General features: G+C 45.4%; 18 protein-coding genes. 3 read left to right on the plus strand and 15 right to left on the minus strand.

The genetic code is table 11. The features are described from left to right. The first annotated feature begins 16 nt into the window (after window positions 1–16). Window positions 17–1,348 (plus strand): MFS transporter, encoded by a 1,332-nt coding sequence (locus tag SB847_RS16070; protein WP_044802271.1) that lies wholly within the window; start codon window positions 17–19, stop codon window positions 1,346–1,348. Window positions 1,349–1,379: 31 nt separating this feature from the next. Here the strand turns inward: SB847_RS16070 and SB847_RS16075 are convergent, their stop codons facing one another. From SB847_RS16075 to SB847_RS16130, 12 genes are all read right to left on the minus strand, one after another. After that, entirely contained in the window at window positions 1,380–1,760 is a 381-nt protein-coding gene (locus SB847_RS16075) for a VOC family protein (protein ID WP_032875338.1), read from the minus strand. 56 nt (window positions 1,761–1,816) lie between these two features. Beyond that, complete coding sequence (locus tag SB847_RS16080; protein WP_105938201.1) at window positions 1,817–2,755, minus strand: LacI family DNA-binding transcriptional regulator; 939 nt, start codon at window positions 2,753–2,755, stop codon at window positions 1,817–1,819. Between the two features lie 62 nt (window positions 2,756–2,817). Next, complete coding sequence (gene xth, locus SB847_RS16085; RefSeq protein ID WP_410564384.1) at window positions 2,818–3,576, minus strand: exodeoxyribonuclease III; 759 nt, start codon at window positions 3,574–3,576, stop codon at window positions 2,818–2,820. Then, the gene (locus tag SB847_RS16090) at window positions 3,573–4,130 is read right to left on the minus strand and encodes a methylated-DNA--[protein]-cysteine S-methyltransferase (protein ID WP_410578017.1); all 558 of its coding nucleotides are present in this window, start codon (window positions 4,128–4,130) and stop codon (window positions 3,573–3,575) included. Before SB847_RS16090 ends, xth begins: the two co-directional genes overlap by 4 nt. After that, window positions 4,127–4,708 (minus strand): bifunctional transcriptional activator/DNA repair enzyme AdaA, encoded by a 582-nt coding sequence (locus SB847_RS16095; protein ID WP_410578019.1) that lies wholly within the window; start codon window positions 4,706–4,708, stop codon window positions 4,127–4,129. The genes SB847_RS16090 and SB847_RS16095 overlap by 4 nt, the downstream gene beginning before the upstream one ends. Before the next feature lie 188 nt (window positions 4,709–4,896). Further along, complete coding sequence (gene rpsR, locus SB847_RS16100; protein WP_029325793.1) at window positions 4,897–5,136, minus strand: 30S ribosomal protein S18; 240 nt, start codon at window positions 5,134–5,136, stop codon at window positions 4,897–4,899. Window positions 5,137–5,179: 43 nt separating this feature from the next. Next, on the minus strand, window positions 5,180–5,698 hold the full coding sequence (ssbA, locus tag SB847_RS16105; RefSeq protein WP_007615071.1) for a single-stranded DNA-binding protein SsbA: 519 nt from the start codon (window positions 5,696–5,698) through the stop codon (window positions 5,180–5,182). A 39-nt stretch (window positions 5,699–5,737) separates the two neighbouring features. Continuing rightward, window positions 5,738–6,025, minus strand: coding sequence for a 30S ribosomal protein S6 (gene rpsF, locus SB847_RS16110; RefSeq protein WP_004392977.1), 288 nt, complete (start codon window positions 6,023–6,025; stop codon window positions 5,738–5,740). Window positions 6,026–6,136: 111 nt separating this feature from the next. Then, on the minus strand, window positions 6,137–7,237 hold the full coding sequence (gene ychF, locus SB847_RS16115; protein ID WP_004392975.1) for a redox-regulated ATPase YchF: 1,101 nt from the start codon (window positions 7,235–7,237) through the stop codon (window positions 6,137–6,139). A 126-nt stretch (window positions 7,238–7,363) separates the two neighbouring features. Next, window positions 7,364–9,367 (minus strand): molybdopterin-dependent oxidoreductase, encoded by a 2,004-nt coding sequence (locus tag SB847_RS16120; protein ID WP_325084472.1) that lies wholly within the window; start codon window positions 9,365–9,367, stop codon window positions 7,364–7,366. 46 nt (window positions 9,368–9,413) lie between these two features. Further along, complete coding sequence (locus SB847_RS16125) at window positions 9,414–9,620, minus strand: DUF951 domain-containing protein (protein WP_004392973.1); 207 nt, start codon at window positions 9,618–9,620, stop codon at window positions 9,414–9,416. Between the two features lie 85 nt (window positions 9,621–9,705). Further along, window positions 9,706–10,731 carry a YkvI family membrane protein gene (locus SB847_RS16130; RefSeq protein ID WP_410564440.1) on the minus strand — a complete coding sequence of 342 codons (1,026 nt, stop codon included), beginning with the start codon at window positions 10,729–10,731 and terminating at the stop codon, window positions 9,706–9,708. Between the two features lie 143 nt (window positions 10,732–10,874). Between SB847_RS16130 and SB847_RS16135 the strand changes: the two genes are divergently transcribed. Together SB847_RS16135 and yyaC are read left to right on the plus strand one after the other, a co-directional pair. Beyond that, window positions 10,875–11,378, plus strand: a complete 504-nt coding sequence (locus SB847_RS16135) for a GNAT family N-acetyltransferase (protein ID WP_410564395.1) — start codon at window positions 10,875–10,877, stop codon at window positions 11,376–11,378. Between the two features lie 174 nt (window positions 11,379–11,552). Next, window positions 11,553–12,167 carry a spore protease YyaC gene (yyaC, locus tag SB847_RS16140; protein ID WP_004392969.1) on the plus strand — a complete coding sequence of 205 codons (615 nt, stop codon included), beginning with the start codon at window positions 11,553–11,555 and terminating at the stop codon, window positions 12,165–12,167. Between the two features lie 29 nt (window positions 12,168–12,196). Here yyaC and SB847_RS16145 read toward each other — a convergent pair whose 3' ends face one another. The 3 genes from SB847_RS16145 to noc all read right to left on the minus strand — a co-directional run bounded on the left by SB847_RS16145 (window position 12,197) and on the right by noc (window position 14,952). Further along, window positions 12,197–13,048, minus strand: coding sequence for a ParB/RepB/Spo0J family partition protein (locus SB847_RS16145; protein WP_032875307.1), 852 nt, complete (start codon window positions 13,046–13,048; stop codon window positions 12,197–12,199). Continuing rightward, window positions 13,041–13,802 carry a sporulation initiation inhibitor protein Soj gene (gene soj / locus SB847_RS16150; protein WP_007409899.1) on the minus strand — a complete coding sequence of 254 codons (762 nt, stop codon included), beginning with the start codon at window positions 13,800–13,802 and terminating at the stop codon, window positions 13,041–13,043. Before soj ends, SB847_RS16145 begins: the two co-directional genes overlap by 8 nt. 298 nt (window positions 13,803–14,100) lie before the next feature. After that, window positions 14,101–14,952, minus strand: a complete 852-nt coding sequence (noc, locus tag SB847_RS16155) for a nucleoid occlusion protein (RefSeq protein WP_410578021.1) — start codon at window positions 14,950–14,952, stop codon at window positions 14,101–14,103. Window positions 14,953–15,030 lie beyond the last annotated feature (78 nt).

Below are 15,030 nucleotides of genomic sequence, written 5' to 3' on the forward strand. Positions count from 1 at the left end.
AGTCAGGGGGTTTTTTATGAAACATCAGACATTCTCAAATGTAGCGAACCGATTAGACCGTCTCCCCATTTCACGTGTGCACTATCAAGTATTAACCGCTCTCGGAATCATCTATTTTTTTGATCTCGCTGATCTGTTTACGCTCAGCAACGTGGCTCCGGCGCTGATTGAGCATTGGGGCGTGAAGCTGTCCACCATTGCCGACATCACGGCCGCATCCTTCCTGGGCATGTTTTTAGGCGCATCCATCGGCGGAAGGCTGTCCGATCGGATCGGCAGGAAAAAAGCGCTGAATTGTTTTGTCCTTGTCTTTTCGATCTCATCTTTTCTGAATGCGCTGGCATGGGACATTCCGTCCTTAATGATTTTCCGATTCTTGACCGGGCTCGGCGTCGCGGCCGCCATGATTGTGACGAACAGCTATTTGGCGGAATTTTTTCCATCCTCCGTACGGGGAAAATACATCTCCCTTTGCGCCATGATCGGGCTGATCGGCGTTCCCGTCACAAACATTGTTTCCGCTTTTGTCATTCCTTTAGGCTCATGGGGGTGGCGGCTCGTATTCGTATGGGGGGCGGCCGGTCTCATTTATTTCTTTTTTATCCGCCGGCTTGAGGAATCGCCGCGCTGGCACGAAAATCGGGGCGCATATGATCAGGCAAACGCCATTATGAACCGTCTTGAAGCACGTGCAGAGAAAGAAAAAGGCCCGCTTCCCGCGCCAAAAGAGGCGGCAGAAGTACATACAGTGAAGCACGCAGGCTACTTAGGGCTGTTTCAGGGCAGGAATTTAAAGATCACCATCATCCTGTCAGCGGTATGGATTCTGGAAACCTTTGGATTTTACGGCTTTGCTTCATGGGTGCCCAGCCTGCTGAAAAGCAACGGCATCACCATGGAAAAAACGCTGTGGTATAATGTGCTTCACTCTGTCGGCGCACCGCTTGGCGCATTGCTCGGTTCCATGATATCCGAGACGTTCCAAAGGAAATGGATTCTGGCCGCAAGCGCTTTTCTGACTGCCATTGCCGGACTGTTATACGGCATGACGTTTATTCCCGTCATGATTATTGTGTTTGGATTTGTCGTTAACGTCACGGAACGGATCTTCACCTCAAACTTATACGCATATACATCGGAGCCGTATCCTACGGAATATCGCTCGGCAGGGAGCGGGCTGGCGTACGGGCTCGGCCGTTTTTCCAATATATTCGGCTCCCTGCTCGTCGGATTTATTGCAGTTAAACTCGGCTACATCAGCGTCTTTTTGTTCATTGGCGGCTGCTGGCTTCTATGTTCCGTTCTGTTAATCCTCTTCGGTCCGAAAACAAATGCACAGCAAATTTAATCAATAAAACAGTGCGGGTTCCCCCGCACTGTTACACTGTGATTTCTATCAAATTGCCTTCCCCATCCTCTATCACGCTCTCATAATATCCGTCACCCGTCACGCGCGGGCCGCTTACAACCTGAAATCCATCGTTTTTAAACGTTTCCGTCAATTCATTCACCCGCTCCTTGCTGCCTGTAGAAAATGCGAGATGCGCCCATCCGGTCATATTCTGTGACGGAACTTCATCAATGCCGCCTTTTTTCATAAGTTCCAGCCTGCATCCGGAGTCAAATGTCAGAAAATACGATTTGAAATCTTTTTTCTCATTATGATAAAGGTCATTGGCCTTGGCGCCGAAGTACTTCTCATAAAATTCTTTCATTCGTTCTAAATCTTTCACCCATATCGCTGCATGTTCAATTCGCATATGTCCGCCTCCCTTTTTTTCTCAATCTATTTATAAAGCATGAAACCCATTTCAGCTCAAGACTTTTTCCGCTGAAATTGATGCATAATTTGTTTTTTAGCCGTTTCTTCGTGAAAAAACAATAAAAATGCTTCCTTTCCGACCCGTTCCAAATGAAGTTCCAGGGATGGAATATTCAATGCCCGGCTGACGCTCAGATTTCCCTCGCCGATGATCTCCGCGTCCCATTTCTGTTCTTTCGCAAACTGGTACAAGCCGGCAGCCACATCATCACTGTGCGCATAGATGGCCGTCGGCGCCTTGTCGAAACCCCAGAAGTGCTCACCCGCCCGCTTTCCGTCGTCCATATCATGGCATCCGACCAGAATGCGGGTTTCATCAAGAGAGCCGAAAACGGCCTTATATGCGGTTACCTTGTCGGCCGTACTCGGGCTTTTTTCAGCTTCCCGCACACATGTAAAAGCAACGTCATGATGTCCGCGGTTTTTCAAATACAAAAAGCTTTCTCTGTATGCTGCCTGCCTGTCATTATAAGCGCAGGGAATCTCTTGATGCTGTGTATATTCACAAGCGACAATGGGGCCGTATTCCAGGTAAGGCACGGCGGTTTCCCATTCATTCGCGCGGGACGTGACAATCAGTCCGTCAATCTTTTTCATTTTCAGCAGTTCGAAATAGGTCATCTCTATAGCGGGGTCATAGTTGGTGGGGAGAAGGGTTGTCACGTAATCATGGGCAAACGCTTCCTTCGTGATACCGTTTACAATTTTGTCAAAGCAGGGATGGTCGCTGTACGGCAAAATCACGCCGATTGTATTGGTCTTTCCACGAATCAGATCAATGGCGGTTCGATTAGGGGTATAATCCAGCTCCTTCATCACTTGATTCACAAGACGCCTTTTCTCCTCAGATACGTACGGGTGTCGGTTTAATACGCGTGATACGGTAGCCACCGACACATTCGCCAGTTTCGCAATCTCTTTTATATTTGCCATGTGCTCCTCCATTTTCGGTGATAAAAAAGCAGCAAGAGTGGATTTCTCTTACTGCTATCTCATCATAAATCCACTGTCATTTCAACAGGGCAATGGTCAGAACCCATGATATCGGCACAAATGGCCGCTTCGCTGATCCGCAGCTTCAGTCTGTCTGAAACAATGACGTAATCAAGCCGCCAGCCGATGTTTTTCTCACGTGCGTTCGTCCTGTAAGACCACCAGGAATAGGCGCCTTCCCGATCAGGATATAAGTAGCGGAATGAGTCGGTAAATCCCGCGTTCAGCAGGGCGCTGAACGCTTCCCGCTCCTGCTCCGAGAAACCGGCGTTCTTCCGGTTGGCTTTCGGATTTTTTAAGTCTATCTCCCTGTGTGCGACATTCAGATCGCCGCATAAGATCACGGGCTTCTTCCGGTCAAGCTTCTGCAGATAATCCTTAAAATCGGCTTCCCATTGAAGACGGTAATCAATTCGCTCTAATCCGCGTTTGGCATTCGGCGTGTAACAGTTGACGACAAACACGTTCTCAAATTCAAGCGTGATCACCCGTCCTTCTTGATCATGATCGTCAATCCCCAGTCCATAGAGCACGTGCAGCGGCTTTTCTTTCGAAAAAACAGCCGTGCCTGAGTAGCCTTTTTTCACCGCATAGTTCCAATAGGCGTGATATCCTTCAGGCTGTAATGTTACTTGTCCGTCCTGTACTTTTGTTTCTTGCAGACATAGAATATCGGCTTCCGTTTCCTGAACGTAAGTATTGATATCTATCTTTTTCATCACGGCACGCAAGCCGTTTACATTCCAAGAAATCAGTTTCATGTGATCCCTCCTGTCCGGCTCAGCCGGTATTCCAGTGTTTCAATGTTTCCGCCCTCTAACGCCAGCAGCTGCTTTTTCATTTCTGAACCGCCTCTGAATCCGGTCAGTTTCCCGTTTTTTCCGATGACGCGATGGCACGGAACCGTAATCAATACCGGATTTTTTCCAATCGCTGCGCCCACGGCTCTTACGGCTGCCGGTTTCTGAATCATTTCTGCTATATCCGAATAGGAGTATGTCTCGCCGTACGGTATGTCCATAAGCGCTTTCCATACAGCAAGCTGAAATTCTGTCCCGTAAAGATCCACCGGCACTGAAAAAGCTGATCTGCCATTTTCAATGTACTCGAACAGCTCTGCCGTGTAAGGTGCCAGCTTTTCATCATCACGTGCCAATCGGTATTGCGGCAGTGAGTTTTTTGCCCACTGCTCAAACTCTTCAAAGCTTCCATAATTTGAGCCTATAAAGCAAAGCCCCTTAGATGTGGCGGCTGTATACAGGCTCCAATCATTCCGTGTGAAGAGTGTCCAATAGATCATAGGCTCTTTACTCATATTAAACCTCCCTGTCCCATTTTGGCGGTTTTTCGGTATTCTGTGGGCGAACTCCCGGTTCTCTTTTTAAAAAGAGTCGCGAAATGCGCTGTGTTTGGAATTCCGACAGTCAGAGCGATCCCCATGACTGTCATATCAGTATGCTTTAAAAGGTGTTCCGCCTTCGACAATCTTATTTTCTGTATATACTCAATCGGGGATATTCCCCTGATTTTTTTAAATGTCCGCTGTAAATGATAGGGGCTGCCGTGACACATTTCGGCCAGTACACTCAGAGTCAGGGATTCGTGATAATGGCGTTCAATGTATTCAATGATTTGAGCAACCCATTCTTCATCAGGAAGACGAAGACCGTTCGGCCGGCACCTTTTACAGGGACGAAAATGTTTATCGAGCGCTGCATCAGCCGTATCAAACACCAGTACGTTTTCTTTATTCGGAACTCTCGATTTACAAGAAGGCCGGCAGAAAATCCCCGTCGTTTTTACTGCATAATAAAATACTCCGTCATAAGAAGCATCATTGCGTATGATTGCGCACCACTTTTCATCAGTCAGGATATTTCTGTCTGTCTCCATCTCAGCCACCCCCTGTTTTTCAGTATAAACAAATTCATTGCATAAGTACGCGTTTTTGAATAGAGGAGCAAGATAACAAAGGTGTAAGAAGCACTTCCATGTTTCATGTGAAACATTTCGGCAGGATGGAGGGGGACTGATATAAAAAAAGAGCAGGAGCCCGCAGGCTCTTGCTCTTTTCTTTCGGCTTACTCGCCAGTTACGTATGGAAGTAAAGCCATTTGACGTGCGCGTTTGATCGCGATAGTCAATTTACGTTGGTATTTCGCGTGTGTTCCAGTTACACGGCGAGGTAAGATTTTACCACGCTCAGAAACAAACTTTCTAAGAAGATCTACATCTTTGTAATCGATGTGCGTAATGCCGTTAGAAGTGAAGTAACAAACCTTACGGCGTTTCGCACGACCGCCTCTGCGTCCTCCTGCCATTGTCATTTCCCACCTTTCTCGTTATGAATATAGCGATAATCTATTAGAACGGAAGATCATCATCCGAGATGTCAATCGGCTTGCCGTCGTTGGCAAATGGATCATCATTAAAGCTGTTCCCTTGATTTCGTCTCTGGTTGTTCTGATTTCCGCCGAACGGATTATCATTTTGGCCTCCGCCAAAGTATTGGCCTCCGCCGCTGTTTCCTTCGTTGTATCCGCCTGATCCAGAACCGCCGTTGTTTTTAGGCTCAAGAAATTGAACACTTTCAGCTTGGACTTCTGTCACGAAGACACGCTGTCCCTGCTGGTTTTCATAATTTCTTGTCTGGAGTCGGCCGTCTACGCCGGCAAGGCTTCCTTTTTTAAGAAAGTTTGCAACGTTTTCGGCTTGTCTTCTCCAAGTGACACAATTAATGAAATCGGCTTCACGTTCTCCGGACTGGTTCGTGAATGTACGATTCACAGCAAGAGTAAACGTGGCGACAGCCGCACCGCTTGGCGTATAACGAAGCTCTGGGTCTTTTGTCAGTCTTCCGACTAATACAACTCGGTTAAGCATATGAAAGACCACCTTTTAACATTATATATTTCAAATTGCTTATTCTTCTTCTTTAACAACGATGTGGCGAATGATATCGTCACTGATCTTAGCTAAACGGTCGAATTCAGCAACCGCTGCAGCTTCAGACTGAACGTTTAAGATTTGGTAGAAACCGTCACGGAAATCGTTGATTTCGTAAGCAAGACGACGTTTACCCCAATCTTTTGTTCCAGTGATCTCCGCTCCGTTAGAAGTTAATACGTTGTTGAAACGCTCGATAACTGCCTTCTTTGACTCTTCGTCAATGTTCGGACGGATAATGTACATAACTTCGTACTTTTTCATCTGTTTGCACCTCCTTTTGGTCTAAGCGGCCCTATAATGGGCAAGGAGCAATAATTCTATTACTCACAAGTTTATATTATACCAAAGCTCTTGTCCCTTTACAACTGTGTCCTATACATTAAATCGGAAATGAATGACATCTCCGTCTTGGACTACATATTCCTTACCTTCCAGACGCACTTTTCCGGCTTCTTTCGCGCCGGACATTCCGCCGCCTGCCAAAAGGTCTTCATAAGCAACCGTTTCAGCGCGGATAAAGCCGCGTTCAAAGTCAGTGTGGATGATACCCGCACACTCAGGAGCTTTCATGCCTTTTCTGAATGTCCATGCGCGCACTTCCTGTTCGCCCGCCGTAAAGTATGTCGCAAGGCCGAGAAGAGAGTATGACGCTTTAATCAGCTGATCAAGACCTGATTCTTCGATGCCGAGCTCCTCAAGGAACATTTGTTTTTCTTCGCCTTCCAATTCAGCAATTTCAGACTCAATTTTCGCGCAGACGACGATAACCTCGGCGTTTTCACCCGCGGCGTACTCCCGGATTTTCGCAACATATTCATTATCTGAAGGATCAGCCACTTCATCCTCGCTTACATTTGCCACATAAAGCACGGGTTTTGACGTAAGCAAATGAAGCTGCTTCACAAGCTTTTGCTGTTCTTCCGTAAATTCAACGGAACGGGCAGGCTTTTCTTGTTCGAAAGCTTCTTTTAGTTTAGACAGAATGTCAAATTCAAAAACCGCTTCTTTGTCTTTTTGCTTAGCAAGCTTGCTTACACGCGTGATGCGTTTTTCGACTGTCTCCATGTCGGCAAGAATCAATTCAAGATTGATCGTTTCAATATCGTCAATCGGATCGACTTTCCCTGACACGTGCGTAATATTGTCATCAGCGAACGCGCGTACAACGTGACAGATCGCATCAACCTGACGGATATGAGAAAGAAACTTATTTCCGAGTCCTTCACCTTTAGATGCGCCTTTTACGATCCCCGCGATATCAGTGAATTCAAACGCAGTCGGCACCGTTTTTTTCGGGTTCACCAATTCAGTCAGCTTTTGCAGACGTTCATCCGGCACTTCCACGATTCCCACGTTCGGATCAATTGTACAGAACGGGTAGTTGGCTGATTCGGCACCAGCCTGGGTAATTGCATTAAATAACGTCGATTTTCCGACATTCGGCAAACCGACAATTCCAGCAGTTAAAGCCATTCTTTCATCTCCTCTATATCAAACCATCATCGTATAAACGTATTGTAAACCTAGAGCAATTATAAGGAGGTTCATAGGAAAAGACAAGCTGAGAAAAAAGCCTTTCCCGCCCTCTCTCTCCTTAGATTATCCTTTTTTAACCGCTACCAGACAGTCAAAAAGCGTACTTCCCATTCCATTATCGGAATTTGAATCCTTTGTGAGCATGTTGACGGAGCCTCCGAATGCCGCCCACATGCCCTCATCTATATTCACCGTCTTCGGGTGAGCCTGCTTCATGATTTTCACCCTGCCGCGCAGACGGCCGCGGTCATTGTATACCTCTGCCGTATCTCCGTCTTGAAGTGAAAGCTCCTCGGCGATATCCGGCGACAGATCCACCTGAATCTGCTGAAGCTTTTCAATAAACGGCACGTGCTGTGAATGATTGGAGCGCTGCGGGTGAATGGACAGCAGCGTATACGGATATTTCCCGGCCAGTCCGGCGTCATGATAAACAGACTCCTCCGGCACTTCCAATTGAGGGAGGCCGCTGTATCCTTTCTCTTCTGCCAGTGACGAGACGAATTCAAATTTTCCGCTCGGGGTTAAAAATTGAAAATCACTCCACGGAACCTGTTTGACCGGAAGCGGCATATGTCCTTTTTCCTTTAATTGCTCAAGGGTGATTCCTTCTTTCTCCAAAGAAGAGAGCCCCATTTTTAAGAAATCTTCCGTACTGTAATCAAAGAGCTCCCCGAATCCGAGACGCTTTGCGAGTTCCGTCCAGATCCAGCGGTCTGATTTTGCCTCTCCCTGCGGTTCCGCAAGCTTCTTGCCATATTGAACATAGTGATGATACATGCTGGAATAATAAATATCTTCCTCTTCGAAAACAACGGCCGTCGGCAGCACATAGTCACAGAGCTTCGCCGTATCGGTCATGACCGAATCAACGGCCACTGTGACCGGTGTCTTTTCAAACGCTTCCTTCACTTTTTTTGTATTCGGCACCTGTGTCAGCGGATTGCCGCACGTCACGATGATCATCTCAATCGGCGGATCGGCTGCATTCAGCGCCTCTTCGGCTTGAGTCATCATCGAAAACGTTCTCGAACTTTTCTTCAGATCAGGACGGGTGAGCTCGGCCTTTGCAAAGCTTTCACCGACTTGCACATTTCCGAAGTTTGCGCCGCCGCCTTTGATACCGACATTTCCGCTCGCCGCAGCTAAAGCGTCAATCCACCGTATCGTCCCGCCCCCGTTTTTATATCTCTGCATCCCAAGACCCATAAAAGTGGAGGCGGGACCGTCAGCATATAAATCAGCAAGATATTCTAGCACTTCTAAAGACGTTTCTGTTTTCTCAACGATCTCTTCAAAAGAAATCGTCTGCAGAAGCTTTTCTATTTCTTCAAAACCGACCGAATGCCTTTGAATGAAATCAGAATCGGTTCTGCCGGTTTGGCATAATATTTTTAAAACACCCGCCGCAAGCCAGCCATCCATGCCGGGTTTGACGGATATATACCGATCGGCAAGCTTTGCAGTCGGGTTAAAAATAGGATCAATGACCGTCAGTGTCGCTCCTTTTTTCTTCACCTGCTGCAGATGATGATAGAGGTGCATATTCGTCCGGGACACGTTTCTGCCCCATACGATCACATGCTTGCTGTGATAAATATCAAGCGGTCCATGTCCGTAAGAACGCCCGAAATCCCAGCGCTGCGCTTCAATGCCGGAACCCCAGCAAATGCTGCCTGCAATCTCCGTCACACCGCCGTATCCATTGAAAAAACGCTGGTCGAGCGCCTTCAAAAGACCGTTATTGGCGTAATCATGACTGTGCAGCACTGCGGCAGTGCCCAACGTCTCCTTAATCACCGCCATTTTTTCCGCGATTTCATCTAACGCCTGCTCCCAAGAAATGCGGACAAATTCGCCGTCTTTCTTTTTTAAAGGAAAACGAAGCCGTTCCGGCGCATTCGTTTTCGTCTCCAGCATTCTGCCCCGGCCGCAAATTTTCCCTTCTGTAATGGGATGATTCAGGTCTCCGTCTACTTTCGTCACCTTTCCATCCTCAACTGTCACCAAAAAGCCGCAGCTGTCCCAGCAATTCAGCGGGCACGCTGACTGATGCACTTTGCTCATCGGGCCTCTTCCTCTCCTCTATATGAAAAAGCATGAGCGCCAGCCCTTATGATGTAGGCTCCTCATGCTTGACGAGTACTTTTTTCAGCTTTCTCTCAAAATCTCTTCTCGGAATCATGACACTGTGGGAACAACCCGTGCATTTGATCCGAATATCCATTCCCATCCGAATGATTTTCCACCTGTTTTCACCGCAAGGATGCGGTTTCTTCATTTCAACAATATCATTCAGGCCAAAGTCTTTATCCGCCAAGACCCTTCACCTCTCTCCATAGACTGCTTTATTTATTGTACAAAAAAAGACAGGATAAGAGCAACGGCCGCACTCAAAATGAGCATTATACTTTTTTCCATCTCCCTAAAATAGGGTAAAGAAGAAGACATACCAGCAAATAAAGACTTAAAAGCCCGTAAATGGGATATAAAATCGCGATCAAATCTGAAAAACCGATTGTCGTAAAAGGCACCATCACAGCTAAAAGAAGAGATACGAGCGTCCATCTCGGCAATTTCACAAATGCAAGCATGCGGCTGGACAGCCCGAACAAACCGGTCACGGTTGTCGTATAGATGGCTAAAAAAAGCACGGCGGCCATACAAAGAAATAACGGATAAGGAGCGCCTTCAAGAACGGCGAAAAGAGGAATCTCATATTGTGTAAGACTGCCCGCAAGCTGTACAAGCGTTTCATTGTAAACAAATGAAATCATACCGAAAATCAGTCCGCTTGCAACGCTTGCGATTTTCGCTTCTCCCAGTCCCTTCATATCTTTCCCGATTGAAGAAAGAACAGCGACAACAGAAAGGATGTTTAAGGACGTGAAGGTAATGCTTGCCGGCCAATTATACTGGCGGGTCAAATCTATCGTCCACGTGTAATGATGGGTTGTCTGAAAAAAGACCAATGCATATAACAGTCCCGCTACAAGAATCGGTATCAAAATACTATTCAGAGATAATACTCCTTTTATATCCCAAAAGAATAAACCGACGGTCACAATGCAAAGAAGAAAAATACCGATCCAAAACGGCAGCTTGTACATTTGCAGCGTCACACCGCCGCCGGCAATCATAACCATCGTCATTGAAAACAAATAAAACATAATAAGCACATCATAGACTTTAGCAAGAGCCGGCCCCATCAGATGCTCAAGCACAGGTAAAAAGTGCGTTGATTGAACCCGATAGCTGATCTTCAACACAATATAAGCCGAAATCGTAAACATGACTGTAAACAATACAATAGCCAGTCCGCTTTCGACACCGAAGAACTGCCATATTTCCTGCCCGCTTGCATATCCAGCCCCAATCTGGCTGCTTAATATGAGCAGCATCCACTTCATCCCGGCTCTCCACACCCTCATCACCTCATAAAATTTCTGATCATCTCTGCATATTGCTACTATATTGAGTGACAGCGGCAAACATTCATACAAATGGGACAAATATGGTATGATAACGACGATTAACTATTCAGAAAATTTTATTTATATAAGGAGCTCAAATCATGTACATCAGGCGTTTAACCGCAAGTGATACCCAGCCTTACTCCGATATCAGACTCAAAGCTTTAAAAGATCACCCCGACGCATTCGCCGTCAGCTATGAGGAGGAGAAAGAATGGCCGTCCGAAAAATTCAAAGCCAGGCTTGAAGCCGGCAATGCCATCGTGCTTGGCGCCTTTGAACAAGACAGACTGATAGGAATCCTCAAGATCTCCAAGCATCCGCTGTTTAAACTAAGACACATTGCGGTTATCGGTTCTATGTATATTTCTCCCAAACACCGAGGGTCAGGCACGGGAAAAGCAATATTGACGGAAGCCATCAGCCGGGCAAAAAAGATGAAAGACACAGAACAGCTCCATCTCTCTGTTACTTCAACAAATGAACCCGCAAAAAAACTCTACGCTCAGTTAGGATTTATCCCCTTCTCTACAGAAAAAAGAGCGCTGAAATTAGATCATCAGCAATATGTCGACGTAGATCAAATGGTCTTATTTCTTTCATGAACTTAGAGAATAACTGCTCTGAGTTCTTTTTTCTATCCCGCTCTTTTCAAACAACCGGCATGCTCATCATGACATAAGCATAAAAAAAGGCAGCGCTGGATATACTGTAAACAACCATACAACACCAAAAACAACAATGTATTACTCGTATGACATGACAAGGAAGTGAACCTTATGAATCGAAAAGGCGGGCTTTTTTCTCAAGAACGGGCAAAACAATATGTTTCTCATACGGATTCTTCTGCTGCGAATCAAATACAAGCGATCCTTACTTCATCTTTACGTAAAGCAGCCGGCAGACCGTTAGTCACCGTGTGTATCGGTACAGATCGGTCGACCGGAGATTCATTAGGTCCGCTCGTAGGAACAAAGTTAGAAAAAATGAATTTAGGCAGATTGCACGTTTACGGCACGCTGTCAGATCCTGTTCACGCCGTCAATATGAAAGACAAGCTGAAAGATATTCAACATCTACATAAAAATCCGTTTATTATAGCGGTTGATGCTTGTTTAGGCCGCGTCAAAAGCGTAGGGTCATTTCAAATCGGCGATGGGCCGCTGAAGCCCGGAGCAGGTGTTCAAAAAGACCTTCCTGAAATCGGTGACGTCCATATCAATGGAATCGTCAATGTCAGCGGGTTTATGGAATATTTTGTCCTGCAGAATACGAGGCTTCATCTTGTTATGAGCATGGCAAATGTTTTAGCAGAGGGGTTACAGCTGACAGATAAATCAGAAGGCCGGCAGGAACGGCTCAGTCCGTTTCATAAGCTGACAAGACGTATATAAAAAACCATCTTTTTATAAAAAGATGGTTTTTACGCTTCTCTTTCAGACAATAGTTCCAGAATACGTTCAAGATCTTCATTTGAGAAAAACTCAATCTCAATCTTCCCTTTTTTCTTTTGTCTCTTAATATTTACTGTTGTTCCGAAGTAATTTTGCAAATACGATTCCCGCTCTTTTAACACAACATCTTGAACAGGTTCTTTTTTCTTTGTTTCACGTGGAACATTGCTGTTTAACTGCTGAATCAGCTGCTCAAGCTGACGGACGTTCAGCTGTTCTTCAACCACTTTCTTCACAAGGGGTTCAAGCTTGTTTTTATTTTTAAGACCAAGCAAGGTTCTGCCGTGTCCCATGGATAACGTACCTTCTGCAATGAGGTTCTGGATGCTTTCCGGCAGCGTCAGCAGTCTTAAATGGTTGGCAATATGAGGCCTGCTTTTCCCGAGCCGTTTAGCGAGCTGTTCCTGGGTTAAATCCAAATGCTTCAGCAGTGAGTCATATGCCAGAGCTTCTTCAAGCGGTGATAAGTCTTCACGCTGAAGGTTTTCCAAAAGAGCGATTTCCCGCATCAGCGATTCAGATAAATCCCGCACGATAGCCGGCACTGTCTCTTTACCGGCAAGTTTTGCGGCGCGGTAACGGCGTTCGCCGGCTACAATATCATAGCCCTTCAATGATTTTCTCACGATAATGGGCTGAAGAATGCCATGCTGAATGATGGATTCCTTCAGTTCAGCTAATGACTCATCATCAAATTGTTTTCTTGGCTGATAAGGATTGGGACGTAAATCACTGATTTTAATCTCTTCCACTGTCTCTTCAGACAAATCAACCTGATTAAACAACGCGTTAATCCCTTTTCCGAGCCCGCCTTTAGCCATTCGCTGCCACTTCCTTTGCTAAATCTAAATATACTTCCGCACCTCTCGAACGCGGATCGTATAATATGATCGGCTTGCCGTGACTCGGCGCCTCACTTAAACGGACATTGCGAGGGATAATGGTTTGATACACTTTATCTCTAAAGTATTTCTTTACCTCTTCTATCACTTGAATGCCGAGATTCGTTCTGGCATCAAGCATCGTCAGAAGCACTCCTTCTATCATTAAGTCGGTATTTAAATGTTTTTGCACAAGCCGAACTGTATTTAATAATTGACTCAATCCTTCAAGAGCGTAGTATTCGCACTGAACCGGGATAACGACTGAATCTGAAGCGGTAAGCGCATTAATCGTTAATAACCCGAGAGACGGAGGACAATCAATAATCATGTAATCGTAATTTTGTTTCACAGATTCTAATGCTCTTTTCAGCCTGACCTCCCGTGAGATCGTCGGAACCAATTCGATTTCCGCTCCCGCAAGCTGGATCGTGGCCGGAATGACATCTAAGTTCTCTACTGAAGTCGGTTTAATAATATCTGTAACATCTGCATCATCTACTAAAATGTCGTACACACAATGATCCACATCGGCTTTTTCAATCCCTAATCCGCTCGTTGCATTGCCCTGCGGATCAATATCAACAAGAAGAACCCTTTTACCTATGTAAGCCAAGCAAGCCCCCAGATTAACAGAAGTCGTTGTCTTCCCGACTCCGCCTTTTTGGTTCGTAATTGCTATGATTTTTCCCACGATGTCACCTACCTTCACATGAACATGTACTGTCTTGTTTCTATCTTATCAAAAAAAGAGTAAAGCGTTTTATTTTTTTCATAATTTGTTTATCAGCAAGTGAAAAAAATGTAAACGAAAAAGACACTTTCTAATATAAGTTCTCCGATAAAGTGACTTTTTTGACTGTAAAAAGACAATTCACGACACAAAAAGATAAAATTTTACATATACAATGTATAGTGCACAATAAATCTATCATTATCTCAAAATAGTTTTTTGATTAAAATAAAAACTCCCCTGCTGATCAGGAGAGTTTTTATTTAGGTATCCGAATGGTAAGCTGGATGTACTCTTCGAATTCTTCTTCTTCAGTATTCAGTCTGACTCCGCTGTCTTCTACCATAGACAGTGACTGACGAATCGTATTCATCGCAATTCTTGTATCCCTGCTGAACGCTTTGCGTCTCGGCTTTGGTTTCTGCTTATTCTGTTCAAGCATTTTCACCACTCTGTCTTCCGTCTGCTTAACGTTTAAGCTTTTCTCAATGATTTCCGCAAGCAATGTGACCTGAAGCTCCGGCTGTTTGAGCGGAATCAGTGCTCTTGCATGACGTTCCGTAATTTTTTTCTCCATAATCGCATCCTGGACCTGTTCCGGGAGCTTTAACAATCGGAGCTTGTTCGCAATCGTTGACTGGCCTTTTCCTAAGCGCTGCGCCAAGGCTTCCTGTGTTAAATCATGAAGTTCTAACAGCCTTGCGTACGCATGAGCTTCCTCAATGGAGGACAATTCTTCCCTTTGCAGGTTTTCAATCAAAGCGACAGATGCTGTTTCCGTATCAGAAAAATCTTTAATAATTGCGGGAATCTTCTCCCATTCAAGCGTCTGTACCGCTCTCCAGCGCCTTTCACCCGCAATGAGCTCATATTGTCCTTCATCTTCTGTATGTCTGACAACAATCGGCTGAATGATGCCGTGTGTATGGATAGTCATTGCTAACTCTTTGATTTTTTCATCTGAGAAAATGGTGCGTGGCTGAAAACGGTTGGGAACGATAGCATGTACCGGTATTTCGAGTATCTCTTCTTTGTTTGTATCATGCTCAGCTATCTCCGGTTCCTCTTCCTTCTCACCAAACCCGAAGAAACGAGAGAATGAATGCTTCATGTACCTACACCACCTTTAAAAACTGCCATTTTTATAATTCTATTTTCTCATGGTTTTTCCTGCTGTATCTTCATCAAT

Source organism: Bacillus sp. SIMBA_026, assembly GCF_046535335.1.
In the GTDB taxonomy this organism is placed as follows: Bacteria; Bacillota; Bacilli; order Bacillales; family Bacillaceae; genus Bacillus; species Bacillus velezensis.